Consider the following 16803-nt stretch of genomic DNA (forward strand, 5'->3'; position numbering starts at 1 on the left):
GGTGACCTCCGATCCCAAACCCCCAACCACCCCGACCTTTCAGGCCCCCGATTTCACCAGCGCTGTCGAAGCCGACGCTGCGGACCAAGAGCGTTCCGCGGCCTCAGCCGAGCAGAACAGTCCAGCCTCCTCGGGCACGCGCCCTCTCCTGGTAGTCGATGCCGCGAACGTCATCGGCTCCCGCCCAGACGGCTGGTGGAAGGACCGAGCCGGTGCCGCCCGCCGCCTCCTCACCAACCTTGCGGCCTACCACCAGACAGAAGGCGCCGAAACCGACATCGCCGTCATCCTCGAAGGCGCGGCTCGCCCAGCCGCGGACGCCATCCCCACCACCCCGACCCTCCAGGTAGTCCTGGCCCCCCACTCCGGCGACGACACCATCGTCGACGTAGTAGCCGACGCCTTCGCCCAAACCCCGAACCGCGAAGTCACCGTCGTCACAGCAGACCGAGGCCTGAGAGCCCGAGTAGAACCCCTAGGAGCCCGAACCACCGGCCCCAACACCCTCTACGCCCTCATCGACCCGAAGTAACCGAACCCGCTCCCGAAGCCGCCGCGGAACCACTACCACCTGAACCAACGCAGCCACCCAGCACACCCCGGACGCCGCAGCCAGCACACCCACCACAACCCCAAGGCTGCCCAACTGCCCCGACCCCGCAACCACCGCCGGCACCACCCAAGCCCACCAGCACCGTGATCCGCTGGCCGGCGCCCTAGTTGCAGCCGACGTGTGACGACCGAGCTGCGCCGCGCGAACGGCAGGTACGGCGAACCGGCCGCAACCCACAGGTCCGCGACGACGAGTTGTGGTCGCGGCGTTCGGTTGTGGTCAGCGCGACGATGCCGGTCTCTCTGGCCGCCGCCGCCAGCATCAGGTTGCCGGTTGCCAGCCCGCACCAGCTGTCGTCGGTTCGACAGCCGAGCACAGCGGGGTGTTGGTCGTGGAACAGGCCGCTGCGCGGCGACCGTGCGGTTCGTCGTAGAGCTTGCGGGGTGGCGGTCGCGCGGTCAGTCGTAGTTGGTGGTGTGGCCGGGTGGTTAGTCGTACAGCCAGCCGTTCTGGTCGGCGATCTTGATGGCGTCGGCTCGGGTTCGGGCGCCGGTTTTGCCGATGGCGGACCAGAGGCGGGTGCGGACGACGCGTTCGGAGACGGCGAGTTTTTCGGCCATTGTGGCGACGGTGCCGCCTTCGCGGGCGGCGCGGAGGGTGGTGGTTTCGCCTTCGGTGAGCGGGGTCTGGGTGTAGTGGAGGGTCTCGGCGGCGAGGTTGGTGTCGACGACGCGCAGGCCGAGGTGGACTCGGCGGAGGGCGTCGGCGAGTTGCGGGGTGGGGCTGTTCTTCAGGGCGATGCCCTTGGCGCCGGCTTCGAGGCCGCGGCGGAGGTGGCCGGGGCGGCCGTACGTCGTGAGCATGACGACGCGGCACTCGGGCATCGACGAGCGCAGCTGGGTGGTGACGGTGATGCTGGCGTGGCCGGAACCGGCGGCGTCGAGCAGGGCGATGTTCGCGCGGTGCCGTTTCGCGGCGGCGACGACGTCGTCGGTGCGCTTCAGTTCGGCGACGATCTCCAGGTCGCGTTCGCGTTCGAGGCCGCTTCTGAGGACGCCACGGCTGAGGATCTGGTCGTCGACCAGCAGCAGCCGGATGCGGTCGGGCAAACGAGCCTCCGGGGTTCCGTCCGGGCGCCGGGGAAGTGCGTCCGGGAGGATGAGCAGGACTTCGGTTGAAGATCATGGAGCCGCCCGCGGGACGGCGTCCACATCAACGCGGTATCTCTACCAGATTGCGACCAGATCGCGATCCACCCACCCCGCGGTCAGCTCGAGACGGGTTCGCACCTGACGTCACAACCGCTTCTGCAGCAGGCAGATGAGGGGTCCTGGACGGGGTTGATAGAAGCCGCTCTGTACGGCGGGCGACTCAGGTGGGACGGACAGGCCGCGGACCGATGGTCGCGTGAGGTGCTGCCAGCGGTCGGTTGATCGGCGTTGGCTGGAGCTGGTGGTGATGCGGGCGGTGGGGTTGCCTGTGGTCAGGTCGCTGCGGCCGGGAAAGGGCGGGGTGCGGTGGAAAGTTGTTGGAGTGGTGCCGAGGCGGGTGGTGAGCCTGGGTGGTGGTGGCGGGTGGGTGGTGAGGCTGCGTGACGCTTGGGGGATGACGTGCGTGGGCGCGGTGGACACGCGGGCTGGTGGGCGAGGGGCGTTGCCAGCGGCGGCGAGGGTGGAGGTTGGTGACGATGCGGCCGGGGCGGTTGGTGGTGGTTGAGGTGGCGGCGGCCGGGAGAGAGGAAGAGTGGGGCGCTCGCGCGGTGATGCCAGCGGACGGAGGGACTCTCGCGGTGGTGCGGGGGCGGGTTGGCGGAGTGGTGTGTGGGTGGTGAAGCTACGTGGTGTTTGGTGGATGACGCGAGTGGGCGCGGTGGATGCGCCGGCTAGTGGGTGACCGAGACGAATTCGCCGGTGTGGGTGGCGAGGACGTGGCCGCCGGGGTGTAGGGCGGGGAGGGTTTCGGTGGCGGTGCGGACGGCTTGGCGGGTGCCGTCGGGGGAGATGAGGACTGTGTTGGGGGCGTTGAGGATTACGAATTCGTTGGTGTTGCGGAGGACTACGGGGGCGTTGTAGTCGGCGGAGATTGAGGTTCGGCCGGCGGAGAGGGCTTCTAGGGCGGCTTCGGCTAGTTCGTTGGGGGTTTCGGCGGTGGCGTCTACTGCCAGCCAGGTGGTGGGGGTGCCGGGGAGGGAGAGGGAGGACGGGTTGTGCCAGTCGCTGCCGCCAATGGGGGTTGTGGTGAGGCTCCAGGATTCCCACCAGGCGATGGGGCCGCCCCAGCGGCGGTCGAGCCAGGAGGAGTGCCAGATTTCGGCCAGGGGTGGGTGTACGCCGTACAGGGGTTGGCGCCAGGAGCAGTCGCCGCTCAGGGGGTGGTTGATGGAGAGGAGGCCGCCTCGGGTGGCTACCTCGGGGATCCACTCGTGGGCGGAGCGGCGGAAGTCGATGACGCCGATCTGGCCGAAGGCGTTGGCGTGGCCGGACTCGGTGGTGACTTCCTGGCCGGGGATGAGGCCGATGCCGAAGCGGTCGCTCAGGCCGGGGAGCTCGGGGTGGTGGGCCTCGGTGTTGTGGTCGGTGCAGGCCAGGACGTCGAGGCCGGCGGCGACGCCGAGGGCGGCGAGGTTGGCGATCGGGGTGGAGCCGTCGGAGTGCAGGGAGTGGGCGTGGAAGTCGCCGGCGATCCACTTCAGGCCGTCGGAGGCGGGGAGGATTCGGCGCGGAGGACGAGCCGGTACGACGACCGCTTCGGTTGCGGCGGCGTACTCGGCGAGGCCAGGGATGGTGGAGACCTTGCCGGTGACTGCTTCGACGAGGAGCTCGGCGCCTTCGACCGGGAGGCGGTGGAGGCCGAGGATGATCCACCAGGTGCCTGGTTCGAGCTCGCCGGGGACGTAGCCGGGGGTGGCGGCGTCGGGGGTGATTGCGAAGGTGTTGCGGGCGCCGCCGGACCAGCCGCGCCAGCCGGCCGCGCCCTCGCAGCCGATGTCGATGACGACGCTGTCGAGGGCCGGGGCGGTGAGGGTGACGAGCAGGCCCTCGCAGCCTGGGGGGATGTCGACGGGGAGGGAGTGCCAGACGGACTCGGCGCGGTCGTCGAGCGTCCAGGTGCGCTTGAAGGAGGTGAGAGCCATCAGATGTTCTGGGTGGTCGGTGTGGGCTGGCGGGCGAGGAGTTCGCCGGTGTCGCGGTCGTACAGGAGGACTCGTTGGGCGGGAGCCGTCAGGGCGACCGGGGTGCCGGGGGCCGGTTCGTCTTCCTCGGGGACGGTGACGCCGATCAGGGTGCCGGCGCAGTCGACGGAGACCAGGGACGAGGTGCCCAGGTTTTCGGCGACGACCACCGTGCCGGGGATCGATGGGCCGGCGGCCGGTTCAACAGACAGAGTCAGGTACTCCGGGCGGACGCCGACGGTGACCTTCGCGCCGGCGGGGACCGAGCCGGTTGCCACCGGCAAGCGGCCGCCGGCGATTTCGACGACGCCGTGGGACCCGTCGTCGGCGGGGCCGACGACGCCCTCCAGCAGGTTCATCGGGGTGGAGCCGATGAAGTTGGCGACGAAGGTGTTGGCGGGGCGGGCGAAGACCTCGCGCGGGGAGCCGAGCTGGACCAGCTTGCCGGTCTGCATGACGGCGATCTTGTCCGCCAGAGCGAGCGCTTCGGCCTGGTCGTGGGTGACGAAGACCGTGGTGATGCCGAGGTCGCGCTGGAGCTTCTTCAGGAACGTCCGAGCCTCCAGGCGCAGCCGCGCGTCCAGGTTCGAGAGCGGCTCGTCGAGGAGGAGGACCTTGCCCTCCGAGGCGATCGCGCGGGCCAGCGCGACGCGCTGCTGCTGGCCGCCGGACAGTTGCCCGGGGCGCCGTTCGAGCAAGCCCTGCAGCGAGAGCTCGCCGGCGGTCTTCTCGGCGACCGTCGAGCGGGTCGACGCGGCGACCCGGCGGACCTTCAGCGGGTAGGTGATGTTCTCCGAGACCGTCATGTGCGGGAACAGCGCGTAGTCCTGGAAGACCATCGCGACGCCGCGCTTGCCGGGCTCGACCCGGGTCACGTCCGTGCCGTCGATGCGGACGGTGCCCTCGGAGGCGTTCTCCAGGCCGGCGATCGTGCGCAGCAGCGTCGTCTTGCCGCAGCCGGACGGGCCGAGCAGCGCGAAGAACTCGCCGTCGGCCACGCTCAGGTCCAGTCCGTCGACGGCGCGGACGCCGTTCGGGTAGACGGTCGCCAGGCCTTCGATGTCGATGCCAGCCATCAGCTCTTGATTCCTCCGTGGAAGCGGAACCCGTACCTCGAGTTCACCAACAGGTACAGCACGACGACCGGGATCGAGAACAGCAGCGAGAAGACCGGGATCACCGAGAGGTTGGCGCTGCCGCCCTCGTCGGTGAAGGTCTGCAGCAGCACCGCGCCGGGCTGCTTGTCGATCGACCGGATCAGCAGGAAGGGCACCAGGAAGTTGCCCCACGAGTTCACGAACGCCCAGACCAGGATCGTCGCCAGGCCCGGCCGGGCCACCGGCAGTACGACGTCGCGCAGGATCTGCGAGGTCGAGGCGCCGAAGACGCGGGCGGACTCCTCGTACGACTTCGGGACGGCGTCGACGAAGTCCTTCAGGATGAAGATTGCCGCCGGCAACAACCCGCCGGTCATCACCAGCGCGACGCCGAACCGGGAGTCGATCAGCCTGAGCTGGAACATCATCACGAAGATCGGCACCATCGCGGCGGTGCCGGTGACGACCGACGAGAGCAGCAGCAGCCCGTACAGCAGGGCGTCCCGGCCGGGGATGCGGACCCGGGACAGCGCGTACGACGCCAGCGCCGCGAAGGCGGTGACCGCGACCGCGGTGGTGACGCAGATCAGCAGCGAGTTCACCATCGAGTGCAGCGCGTACGGGTGGTCGAGGGTCTTGCGGACGTTGTCGAGCGTCCAGTCGGGCCACCGGACGCCGAGCCCGGGGGAGGCGTCGAACGGCGCCGACGCGATCCAGAGCATCGGGACCGCGAAGAAGAGCGTGATCGCGCAGATCAGCACGTAGAAGCCGATCCGCCGTACGACGTACGCCGGGTTCACGAGCGCCTCCTCAGCGCGTCGGCGGGGTTCACGAGCGCCTCCTCAGCAGTCGCAGGTAGAGCAGCGCGACCAGCAGGTTCGCGATCAGCAGCAGGAACGAGATCGCCGACGAGTAGCCGAGCTCACCGCCCTGCAGCGCGACGTTGTAGATGTAGACCGGGACCGTCTCGGACTCGTGGTTCGGGCCGCCCTTGGTGAGCAGGAACGGCGAGAAGTCGTTCGCGGTCCACAGCGAGATCAGCAGCGTGTTGGTCAGCACGTGGCCGCGGATGTGCGGGAACACGACGTCGCGCAGGGTCTGCCAACCCGATGCCCCGACCATGCGGGCGGATTCGAGCTGCGACGGCGGGACGGCCTGGAGCGCCGAGGAGTAGAGCATCATCGAGAACGCGGTGCCGCGCCAGGTGTTGAAGAGGACCAGGCAGACCATCGGGTACTCGATCAGCCATGCGGTGCCCTGCTCGCCGAGGATGCTGTTCAGGGTGCCGGTGTCGCGGTCGAAGAACGCGATCCACAGGTAGGCGACGACGGTCGACGGGAGGATCCAGGCCAGCAGGACCAGGCCCTCGACCGTACGCCGTACCGCCGGCCGCGCCTTCCGCATCGTCCAGGCCAGCGCGAAGCCGAGCACGTTCTGGCCGATGATCGCCGAGCCGAGCACGAACAGCAGCGTCAGCCAGAGCGCGTTGTGGAACAGGGCGTCGTTCAGGGCCTTGGTGTAGTTCTCCAGCCCGACGATGGACGGCGAGACGGCCTCGACACCGGTCAGCCGGTAGTTGGTGATGCCGATGTAGATCGTCCAGACCGCGGGAAAGACCAGGAAGGCGCCGATGAGGAGCAAGGCCGGTGCGACGAACCCGAGAGCCCGCCCGATCCCCAGCCCGGCGACGTCCTGAGCCGGCCCGCGGACCCGCGCCGGACGACCCGGCGCGGGTTCGGTGGTGGCTGCCATCAGTTGCTGGTGACCTTGTCCTTGCCGCCGGCGGCGGACTCCACTGCGGTCTGGTACGCCTTGGCCGCGGCGTCGGGGGACTTGCCGCCGATCACGTCGGCCGTCGCCTGCTGGAGCGCGGCGGAGATCTTCGGGTACTCGGCCAGGCCCGGCCGGTACTGCGTGAGCGGCAGCACCTTGGTGGCGACGAAGTTCAGCATCGGGTCACCGGCCAGCACCTTGGCGTTGACGTCGGTGCGCTGGGTGATCTTCGCGGCGCCGTTCAGGCCGGCCTCGACCATCTCGGCCGAGTTCATGAACTGCAGCAGCTCCCAGGCCTGCTGGGGGAACTTGGTGTTCGGGTTGATCGCGACCACGCCACCACCGGACATCGAGACGAAGTCCTGGCCCTTGACGCCGGCGCCCGGCTTCGACGCCGGGATCAGCGCGTAGCCGACGGCGGTGTCGCGGTCGGCCATCTTGGCGACGCCCTCCTTCGGCTCGACGACGCTGCGCCAGAAGTAGTCGCCCTCGAGCAGGATGCCGATCTTGTTCGCGGCGAACTCGGCGAACGACTTGTCGCGGCCCTTGGCCTCGCGCTGCAGCACCGGGTCACCCAGGCCGCCGGTGTAGATCTTCTGGTAGAAGCCGAGCACGTCACGCACGGCAGAGGTGTTGCCCAGCCACTTGCCGTCGGTGTTGATCGACGCGCCGGTCCCGACCAGCAGCGGCAGCACGCCCTGCATCGAGGTGGCCTCGCCCATCGCGGTGCCGCCGTTGATCTGGATCGGCGTGACACCGGGCAGCGCCTTCAGCTTCTGGCCGGCGGCGGTGATCTCGTCCCACGACTTCGGCTGCCAGTCGGCCGGCAGCCCGGCCTGGGCGAACAGCTTCTTGTTGAAGTAGAGCACCCGCCCGTCGGTCCCCGCCGGTACGCCGTACCGCTTGCCCTCGAAGCTGCCGAGCTGCTGCACCGACTCCGGGATCTGCCCCCAGCCGTCCCAGCCGTCGACCTTCGCGGCGTCACCGACGGTGTCGGTGAGCGGCTTCACGTACCCGGCCTGGGCGAACTCGCCGACCCAGATGCCGTCCATGTTCATCAGGTCCGGCCCGGCCTTGTTGGACAGGCTGAGCGCGAGCTTCTGCTTGTAGACCTCGTCGTCGGAACCGTCGCCCTCGAACCGGACCGTGACGTCGACGCCCTTGGCCTTCTGCGCCTCGACGAACTTCGGGATCAGCACGTCGGAGGTGAAGGTGGCGCCGGCGCTGTTCTTGCCGCCCTTGACCGAGTTGGCGCCGATCACCAGCTCGACCTTCTTGGCGTCGGCGTTGCGGTTGGTGTCCTGGTCGCCGCTGCCGGAGTCCGACGACCCCAGACAGCCGGTGAGCAGCAGCAGAGCGGCCGCGCCGAGGGCGGTCGGTGGGATCAGGCGCGCGATGGGTCGCATCAGGAGGACTCCTTGCAGGGGCTTGCGGAGCAGGTACGCCGGAACACCTTTACACCCGCAGATGACTTTGTGAAGACTTTTACCTGGTTGCCTTCGGCTACTTCGGGTGGCTATCCCAGGTCAAGACCGATCTCGTCAAATCCGGTAGCACCGGGACGCATTGCGGAAGAGTTAAAGCTCGCTCGCGGTTCGATCTCAAAGGGTAGCTGGCTAGATACAGACCGTGATGGCGGGAGGTAGCGTCTTCAGCGTTCGGATCACTGGAAACGGAGGTGAAGGACATGCTCAGCGGACTGCTGTACGACCTTCTCGGGGGTCACCACTGGCACCACTGGCACCACTGGCACGACTGCTGGTGGTGACGCGCCGGCGGTGACGGAAACCTCCGCTGACGCGCAAGCAGCGGAAACCTCCGGCACCGCCACCGCGATTCTCCAGGCCAAACATCTCGAGCCGAAAGGAAAGGGCGGCCCCGACATCGTCGGGGCCGCCCTCCTCGTGGTGGCCGAAGAAAACTCCCTGGCCTCCTCGCGGAGGCCAGGGAGCCGGTTACTTCTGGGCCAGCTGCATCATCTGCTTCGGCATCACCGACATCTCGGCCGGTACCGGGGTCTTGCCCCGGACCAGTTCGAGCAGGCTGGACGCGGCGTTCGCGATCGGCAGCGGCAGGGCCAGGCCCAGGGACGCCAGCAGCGCGTTCACGAGTGCCAGGACCGCACCCAGGATGTCGAGACCGGGCAGCGGCAGGGCCTTCCAGCCCTGGTTCGCAGCGCCCACCGAGGCCGACGTACCGGTCGGCTGGGCCTGCTTCTCCTTGCCCTGACCCATCAGCGAGCTCAGTGCCAGTCCGCTCGCCGCGTTGACGAACGACCCGCTGGTCTCGTCGTAGTTCCACTTCTGCCCGTCGCCGTCACGGCAGGGCAGCACCAGCACCGGTGCGTTCTTCGGGACGGTGACCAGGTCGGCCCCCGTGTCCAGGCAGGCGCCGCTCTTGGCCAGGGCGCCACCGACGCTCTTGCTCATCGCGACCTGCAGCTGGCCCTTACCGGTGTAGACCCACTCCTGGGTCTTGCCCTCCTTGCCCGGGGCGCAGGCCATCATCACCGCCATCGGGATCTTCTCGGCGGCGACGAAGGTCAGGCAGTACCGGGTGTCGGCGCTGCTGGTGATCTGCTTCACCGCGCCGACCTCGACGATGCCCGGGGCGGCGGTGGCCGGTTCCGGGGCCGCGGCCCGGGCCGGTACGGCGGTGGCCAGCGCGACGCTGACGGCCAGGACGGCCACGCCGGTGCGACTGAGAATGCTACGGACGATCAAGACAACCTCCAGAGGTCGTGCCATCTCGCGGCGTCAGGTCGTCGGGACCCCGAGGCGCGGAGCGGGCCGGCTCCGGGAACCGCGGCAGCACCCCTTGCGCGTGGGGTGGTGCGGCGGGTCTGTCCCCCGTGAGGAGGCGGTGTGGCCCGGAAGGCCGACGGTGACTCAACGCGACGTTGACGCCACGACCAGTAAGGCACAGACCGCTGGATCGTGGTTACGGACAACCGGCGTTATTTGATGCCAATGGCAACTAGCTGCCAGATCGAGGTCGTTGCATAGGGCACCGAAACCTGGTTGCGCCCGGACCGTGCGGCGGCCGTGAGGCCGCCGGGTCCGGATCGAGACAAACCGCTTCAGTGCTGAGGATCGTTCACCGCGGCTGCCGGGTTTCGGGGCCCTCGGCAACAGTGTGCGGCTCGTCCACCGGTACGTCGGCCGCGTGCTTCCCGACCGGCTCGGTGTCGACGTCGGAGTCGGCGTCGACCGGAGCGGCGGCAGGCTCCCCGACGGTCGTTGCGCTGTCAGGAGCCGTCGCGACCTGCTGCCGCAGCTCCCGGACCTCCTTGTGCCGGCGGTACCCGCGCCCGAGTCCCTTCTTCGTCAGCCACAGCCCGAGGATCAGTACCGCCCCGGCGGCGGCCCCGAGGAAGAACACGGTCGTCACCATGACTCCGAAGTCGACGCCGAACACCTCCATCGTGGTCGAGGCACCGGAGGACACCGCCACGCCCAGTCCGAGCAGGACGGCGAGCACGATCAGGACGATTCCGAGTACGGCCATGGTTCGCTGCCTCTCTCCCAGCAGCCACCTGCTGGAGCCTTCAGGCCTCACTACCGAGTAATGCGGTGAGCAGCGCCACGGCGCCGCCCTTGTCGAGTGGGTTGTTCCCGTTCCCACATTTGGGCGACTGTACGCACGACGGGCACCCGTCCGTGCACTCACAGTGTGCAATCGCCTCCCGTGTCGCGGTCAACCACTCGCGGGCGGCGGCGTACCCGTGCTCGGCGAACCCGGCGCCGCCCGGGTGGCCGTCGTACACGAAGACGGTCAGCTGCCCGGTGTCCGCGTGCCGCTCGGTCGACACCCCGCCGATGTCCCAGCGGTCGCAGGTCGCGAACAGCGGGAGCAGTCCGATCGAGGCGTGCTCGGCCGCGTGCGCCGCCCCCGGTACGTCGTCCAGCCCGAGGGCGGCGACGGCGGTGTCCGGCATCGTCCACCAGACCGCCTTGGTCCGCAGCGTCCGCTCGGGCAGGTCCAGCGGCTGCTCGTCCAGCACGTCGCCGGTGACCAGCTGCTTGCGCTGGAACGACACCACCTGGTTCGTCACCTGCACCCAGCCGCGGGACAGCTCGGCCTGCCCCCACTGCTCGGTCGACTCCGTCGCCAGGATGCTGATCTCGGTGACGTCCCGCGCGAACGTCGTGTAGTCCGGTGACGCCTGCTCGACGATCGCGGCGTGGTTCTCCAGGTCGAGCGTCTGGACCAGGTACGACTCACCGGCGTGCACGTAGACCGCGCCCTCGTGCACCGAGGCGTGGGCCGAACCGCCGTCGACCGTACCGAGCAGGCGGCCGGTCTGGTCCTCGACGATCTGCACCGTCTTGCCACCGGCCGACCGGATGTCGATGGCGTCGACAGCGCGGTCCCGCCGGGTCCAGAACCAGCCGTGCGGCCGCTCGCGCAGCAGGCCCTGCCGGACGAGCTGAGCGATCACTGACGGGGTGGTGGCGCCGAACACCTCGTAGTCCGCCTCGGTCAGCGGCAGCTCCTGCGCAGCGGCACACAGCTGCGGGCCGAGCACGTACGGGTTCTCCGGGTTGAACACAGTCGCCTCGACCGGTCGCCCGAAGATCGCCTGCGGGTGCCGGACCAGATAGGTATCCAGTGGGTCGTCCCGAGCGACCAGCAACGCCAGTGCATCACCGCCGGCCCGACCGGCCCGACCTGCTTGTTGCCAGAGCGAGGCGCGAGTCCCCGGCCAACCAGACAGCAGTACGGCGTCCAGCCCGGCGATGTCGATCCCCAGCTCGAGTGCGTTCGTTGCTGCGACGCCGGTGAGCTCGCCGCTCTGCAGCATGCTCTCCAGCCGCCGACGCTCCTCCGGCAAGTACCCCGCCCGGTACGCCGACACCTGCTCGGCCAGCGCCGGGTCCACCTCGGCCAGGTTGTCGCGAGCAGTCATCGCAACCTGTTCAGCTCCACGCCGCGAACGAACGAAGGCGACAGTGCGAACGCCCGACACGACCAGGTCGGTCAGCAGCTCCGCCACCTCGGCCGGAGCGGATCGTCGTACCGGTGCGCCGTTCTCGCCACGCAGCGAGGTCAGTGGCGGCTCCCACAAGCCGAAGGAGATCCCGCCGCGCGGTGAGCCGTCGTTGGTCACCTCGACCATCGGCAGCCCGGTCAGCCGCTCGCCGGACACCGCCGGCTCGGCAACAGTGGCCGAAGCGCAGATGAAGATCGGGTGCGCGCCGTACTGCGCACAGATCCGCCGCAACCGTCGCAGTACGCCGGCAACGTGCGCGCCGAAGACGCCGCGGTAGTGATGACACTCGTCGACCACGACGTACTGCAGGCAGCCCAGGAACCTGGCCCAGCGCTGGTGATTCGGCAGCACCGACCGGTGCAGCATGTCCGGGTTGCTCAGCACGTACGTCGCGTGGTCGCGCGCCCAGTCGCGTTCGGTCCGCTCGGAGTCGCCGTCCAGTGTCGTCGCGCGCAGCCCGTCCACCTTGTACTGCGACAGCGCGCGCAACTGGTCGTGGGCCAGCGCCTTCGTCGGCGACAGGTAGAGCACCGACGCGGCCCGCCGGTGCGGTGACGCGGCGTGCGCGATGCTCAGCGTCGCCAGCGACGGCAGCAGGTACCCGAGCGACTTGCCGGACGCCGTACCGGTGGCAACGACCACGTGCTTGCCGCTGTACGCCGCTTCGGCTGTTGCGACCTGGTGGATCCACGGACTGGTGACGCCGGCATCGGCCAGCTGCGCGAGCACCTCCGGCGGGACCCATCGCGGCCACTCGGCCGTCCGGCCCGCGCGGGCCGCAACCTCTTCGACATGGGTCAACCGCTCGGAGCGGTCTGGACCAGACGTGAGGGTGCGCAGTAGTTGTGCCGCCTCACCCATGAAGCAAGACACTAGCTCGCGCTGCACAGGCGGATGCAATTGCACCTGCACGCAGCATTTCGCCCAGGTAGGTCGACGTGGCCGGTACCGGGATGAAAGAGTTTTACAAGGCGGTCCTCTTCACGGTCCGTACATGGTTGAATGCAACGGTTCACGGGATCGGAGGCCGAAGTGGATCTGTCGCTGACGACGCGTCCGGAGGGCGGGCGCACCGTCGTCGAGGTGGGTGGGGAGATCGACGTCTACACCGCGCCGAAGCTGCGCGAGACGATCGTCTCGCTGGTCGACGCGGGGCAGTACGACCTCGTCGTCGACCTCGAACGGGTGGAGTTCCTGGACTCCACCGGACTCGGGGTCCTGGTCGGAGGACTCAAACGGGTGCGCACCCACGACGGGTCGCTGTCGCTGGTCTGCACGCAGGAACGGCTGCTGAAGATCTTCCGGATCACCGGCCTGACCAAGGTCTTCGAGATCCACCCGGACGTCGCATCGGCGATCTGAAAAGGTGTCCCTGTCACTACGGTCGGTGGTGTGAGCCAGACCACCCCGCCGTCAGGTCTGGTACCTGACCCGTTAGAGTGACCCACCGCGCCAGGAGAGTTGGCGTCTTTTTCGTATTTCCCGACCCCTTCGGTTGCCCAGAGGGGTTGCCTACAAGGAGGACGGATGTCCGCGCAGCTTGCTGTACAAGCGGTGGATCTGTCGTCGAGCAACACCATGTTGGTGGTCGTCGTCGGAGTGATCGCAGTTCTTGCGGTCATCATCGCGATGGTGTTCCGCAGCCAGGTGCTTGCCGCGAACGACGGCACCGAGAACATGAAGACGATCGCCCAGGCGGTCCAGGAAGGAGCCCAAGCCTATCTGAACCGCCAGTTCAAGACGCTCGGCGGGTTCGCCCTGGCGGCCTTCCTGCTGCTGTTCCTGCTGCCGGCGCACAGCGACGGTGACAACGAGACCTGGCTGAAGGTGTGGCGCTCCATCTTCTTCCTGGTCGGTGCGGGCTTCTCGGCCACCATCGGTTACCTGGGCATGTGGCTGGCCACGCGCGCCAACGTCCGGGTCGCCGCGGCCGCCCGCGACGAGGGCCGCGAGCCCGCGATGCGGGTCGCCTTCCGGACCGGTGGCACGGTCGGCATGGCGACGGTGGGCCTCGGCCTGCTCGGCGCGGCCGTCGTCGTCCTGGTCTTCAAGGGTGACGCCCCGACCGTGCTCGAGGGCTTCGGCTTCGGTGCCGCCATGCTCGCCATGTTCATGCGGGTCGGCGGCGGTATCTTCACCAAGGCCGCCGACGTCGGCGCCGACCTGGTCGGCAAGGTCGAGCAGAACATCCCCGAGGACGACCCCCGCAACGCGGCGACCATCGCCGACAACGTGGGCGACAACGTCGGTGACTGCGCCGGCATGGCCGCGGACCTGTTCGAGTCGTACGCCGTGATGCTGGTCGCGTCGCTGATCCTGGGCAAGGCCGCCTTCGGCGAGCAGGGCCTGATCTTCCCGCTGATCGTGCCGGCCATCGGTGCCGTCACCGCCGTCCTGGGTGTCTTCCTGACCCGGCCGCGGACCGGTGAGAACGGTCTGCGCACGATCAACCGGGCCTTCTACATCTCGGCCCTGGTCTCCGCGGTGCTCTGTGCGATCGCCGCGTTCGTCTACCTGCCGGGCTCGTTCGGCGACCTGACCGGCGCCACCGAGGCGATCGCCGCCAACGACGGCGACCCGCGGGTCATCGCCACCGTCTCGGTGATCATCGGCATCGTGCTGGCCGCGATCATCCTGGCCATCACCGGCTACTACACCGGTACCGAGGACAAGCCGGTCAAGGACGTCGGCAAGACGTCGCTGACCGGTGCCGCCACGGTGATCCTGTCCGGCATCTCGGTCGGCTTCGAGTCGGCGGTCTACACCGCGCTGGTGATCGCCGCCGCCGTGTACGGCGCGTTCCTGGTCGGTGGCGGCGGCGTCGTCGCGCTGTTCGCGATCGCGCTGGCCGGTTGTGGTCTGCTCACCACCGTCGGCGTCATCGTCGCGATGGACACCTTCGGCCCGGTCTCGGACAACGCCCAGGGCATCGCCGAGATGTCCGGTGACGTGGACGGCGAGGCGGCCCAGATCCTGACCGAGCTGGACGCCGTCGGCAACACCACCAAGGCGATCACCAAGGGCATCGCGATCGCCACCGCCGTCCTGGCCGCGACCGCGCTGTTCGGTTCGTACACGGACTCGATCTACTCGGTCCTGAACGACGCCGGCGACGCCGCGTTCAACGCCGACGCGCTGGTCTTCGACCCGTCCACCCTGGTCGGCCTGATCATCGGTGCCGCGGTCGTGTTCATGTTCTCCGGGCTGGCGATCAACGCCGTCGGCCGCGCCGCCGGTGCGGTCGTCTACGAGGTCCGTCGCCAGTTCCGCGACATCCCCGGGATCATGGAGGGCACCGGCAAGCCGGAGTACGGCAAGGTCGTCGACATCTGCACCCGGGACTCGCTGCGTGAGCTGGCCACCCCGGGTCTGCTGGCGATCGCCGCGCCGATCGCGGTCGGCTTCGGTCTCGGCGCCTCGGCGCTGGCCGGCTACCTGGCCGGTGCGATCGCGGCCGGCACGCTGATGGCGGTGTTCCTGGCCAACTCCGGTGGCGCCTGGGACAACGCGAAGAAGCTGGTCGAGGACGGCAACCACGGCGGCAAGGGTTCGCCGGCGCACGAGGCCACCATCATCGGTGACACCGTGGGCGACCCGTTCAAGGACACCGCCGGCCCGGCCATCAACCCGCTGATCAAGGTGATGAACCTGGTCTCGGTGCTGATCGCCCCGGCCGTCGTCGGGCTGTCCAGCATCGGCGAGGACACCAACACCGTGCTGCGCGTCGTGATCGCCGTCGTGGCGCTCGTCGTGATCGCGGTCGCGGTGATCGTCTCCAAGCGCCGGGAGTCGGTCATCTCCGACACCCCGGCCGAGGCGAACGTCGCCGCCTGATCCACCTGCGACAAACAACAGCCCGCCGGGTCTCCCGGCGGGCTGTTGTGCGTGTGGGGAGCCGGCGCCGCCCGGCCGGAGCTGCCCGCGGCAGCCCGGCGCCTTGCCCGAAAGGGCATCGCTAGACGGGATGCGCCGTCAACTGGCAGTGACTGCCGGTCTTTCGTCTCCGGCGCGTCGACTTTCGGCTGATGCCCCGCGACCCCGTCGTACGGGATGCTCAGGGGGACGGTCAGGGACTTGCCCGATGGCCGCCCGGTGGGTGGGAACGGAAGACTCCATCCCCAGGTGGACACACCGGATCCGTCCCGGGTCCGATGCGACCAGGGGGTCGCCACTCGATACTGGAGACGACCGCCCGCCCTGACATCCGGCGCGCTACCGAACGAGGAGTACGGCGATGATCGAGGCACAGAGCCTCACCAAGCGATACGGCGAGACCGTTGCCGTTGACAACCTGTCCTTCGAGGTGAAACCCGGCACGGTGACCGGCTTCCTCGGCCCGAACGGCGCCGGCAAGTCCACCACCATGCGGATGATCCTCGGCCTCGACACCCCGACCTCCGGCGACGTCCGGATCGACGGCCAGCACTACGTCGACCTCAAGCAGCCGCTGCGCAAGGTCGGCGCGCTGCTGGACGCCAAGTGGGTGCACCCGAACCGCTCGGCGCGGGCGCACCTCAGCTGGATGGCTGCCTCGAACAAGCTGCCGAAGCAGCGGGTCGAGGAGGTCCTGGACATCGTCGGGCTGACCGAGGTGGCCGGCAAGCGGGCCGGCGCGTACTCGCTCGGCATGTCCCAGCGCCTCGGCATCGCCGGCGCGCTGCTCGGCGACCCGGAGATCCTGCTCTTCGACGAGCCGGTCAACGGTCTGGACCCTGAGGGCATCGTCTGGATCCGGAAGTTCATGCACCGGCTCGCGGACGAGGGCCGGACGGTCTTCGTCTCCAGCCACCTGCTCTCGGAGATGGCGCTGACCGCCGAGGAACTGCTGGTGATCGGCCGCGGGCGGCTGATCTCGCAGTCCAGCACGAAGGACTTCGTCGACCAGGCCACCGGCAACAGCATCAAGGTGCGCAGCCCTCAGCTCGACCAGCTGCAGACCGTCCTGGCGCAGGGCAACCTGGCGACCCGGATCGAGGATGTCGAGGACGAGGGCAAGGTCCTGTTCATCGACGGGCAGGTAACCACCGACCAGATCGGTGAGACCGCCGCGGCCCAGGGCATCGTCCTGCACGAGCTCACCCTGCAGCGCGGCTCGCTCGAGCAGGCGTTCATGCAGATGACCGGCGACTCGGTCCAGTACCACGCGCACGGCGACGACCAGGCACCTCCGGTGCCGATGGTCGAGACCGTCGTCGCGGCCGAACAGGAGAAGTGA

General features: G+C 69.0%; 13 protein-coding genes. 4 read left to right on the forward strand and 9 right to left on the reverse strand.

The window, feature by feature from the left end; genetic code table 11:
* The first annotated feature begins 1 nt into the window (after nt 1).
* A complete protein-coding gene (locus AB0M01_RS31410) occupies nt 2-532 on the forward strand; it encodes an NYN domain-containing protein (RefSeq protein ID WP_363675914.1) in 531 nt (176 codons plus the stop codon).
* A 509-nt stretch (nt 533-1041) separates the two neighbouring features.
* On the opposite strand, the gene AB0M01_RS31415 is transcribed toward AB0M01_RS31410, so the two are convergent.
* The 9 genes from AB0M01_RS31415 to AB0M01_RS31455 all read right to left on the reverse strand — a co-directional run bounded on the left by AB0M01_RS31415 (nt 1042) and on the right by AB0M01_RS31455 (nt 12449).
* Nucleotides 1042-1662 (reverse strand): response regulator transcription factor, encoded by a 621-nt coding sequence (locus tag AB0M01_RS31415; RefSeq protein WP_363675916.1) that lies wholly within the window; start codon nt 1660-1662, stop codon nt 1042-1044.
* Between the two features lie 773 nt (nt 1663-2435).
* Nucleotides 2436-3686, reverse strand: a complete 1251-nt coding sequence (locus tag AB0M01_RS31420; RefSeq protein WP_363675918.1) for a CehA/McbA family metallohydrolase — start codon at nt 3684-3686, stop codon at nt 2436-2438.
* The gene (locus AB0M01_RS31425; protein ID WP_363675920.1) at nt 3686-4801 is read right to left on the reverse strand and encodes an ABC transporter ATP-binding protein; all 1116 of its coding nucleotides are present in this window, start codon (nt 4799-4801) and stop codon (nt 3686-3688) included. The genes AB0M01_RS31420 and AB0M01_RS31425 overlap by 1 nt, the downstream gene beginning before the upstream one ends.
* Complete coding sequence (locus tag AB0M01_RS31430) at nt 4801-5622, reverse strand: carbohydrate ABC transporter permease (RefSeq protein WP_363675921.1); 822 nt, start codon at nt 5620-5622, stop codon at nt 4801-4803. Before AB0M01_RS31430 ends, AB0M01_RS31425 begins: the two co-directional genes overlap by 1 nt.
* A 28-nt stretch (nt 5623-5650) precedes the next feature.
* Nucleotides 5651-6574 carry a sugar ABC transporter permease gene (locus AB0M01_RS31435; protein ID WP_363675923.1) on the reverse strand — a complete coding sequence of 308 codons (924 nt, stop codon included), beginning with the start codon at nt 6572-6574 and terminating at the stop codon, nt 5651-5653.
* Entirely contained in the window at nt 6574-8001 is a 1428-nt protein-coding gene (locus AB0M01_RS31440) for an extracellular solute-binding protein (RefSeq protein WP_363675925.1), read from the reverse strand. The genes AB0M01_RS31435 and AB0M01_RS31440 overlap by 1 nt, the downstream gene beginning before the upstream one ends.
* Nucleotides 8002-8550: 549 nt before the next feature.
* Complete coding sequence (locus AB0M01_RS31445) at nt 8551-9318, reverse strand: ricin-type beta-trefoil lectin domain protein (RefSeq protein ID WP_363675927.1); 768 nt, start codon at nt 9316-9318, stop codon at nt 8551-8553.
* 373 nt (nt 9319-9691) lie between these two features.
* Nucleotides 9692-10102 carry a hypothetical protein gene (locus AB0M01_RS31450; RefSeq protein ID WP_363675929.1) on the reverse strand — a complete coding sequence of 137 codons (411 nt, stop codon included), beginning with the start codon at nt 10100-10102 and terminating at the stop codon, nt 9692-9694.
* 40 nt (nt 10103-10142) lie between these two features.
* Nucleotides 10143-12449 carry a DEAD/DEAH box helicase gene (locus AB0M01_RS31455; RefSeq protein ID WP_363675931.1) on the reverse strand — a complete coding sequence of 769 codons (2307 nt, stop codon included), beginning with the start codon at nt 12447-12449 and terminating at the stop codon, nt 10143-10145.
* A 171-nt stretch (nt 12450-12620) separates the two neighbouring features.
* Here AB0M01_RS31455 and AB0M01_RS31460 point away from each other — a divergent pair, with 171 nt between their 5' ends.
* The 3 genes from AB0M01_RS31460 to AB0M01_RS31470 all read left to right on the forward strand — a co-directional run bounded on the left by AB0M01_RS31460 (nt 12621) and on the right by AB0M01_RS31470 (nt 16803).
* On the forward strand, nt 12621-12950 hold the full coding sequence (locus AB0M01_RS31460) for an anti-sigma factor antagonist (RefSeq protein ID WP_184806773.1): 330 nt from the start codon (nt 12621-12623) through the stop codon (nt 12948-12950).
* Between the two features lie 165 nt (nt 12951-13115).
* A complete protein-coding gene (locus AB0M01_RS31465; RefSeq protein ID WP_363675933.1) occupies nt 13116-15422 on the forward strand; it encodes a sodium-translocating pyrophosphatase in 2307 nt (768 codons plus the stop codon).
* Between the two features lie 400 nt (nt 15423-15822).
* On the forward strand, nt 15823-16803 hold the full coding sequence (locus tag AB0M01_RS31470; RefSeq protein ID WP_363675935.1) for an ABC transporter ATP-binding protein: 981 nt from the start codon (nt 15823-15825) through the stop codon (nt 16801-16803).

This window comes from Kribbella sp. NPDC051770, assembly GCF_040681455.1.
Lineage (GTDB): Bacteria > Actinomycetota > Actinomycetes > Propionibacteriales > Kribbellaceae > Kribbella.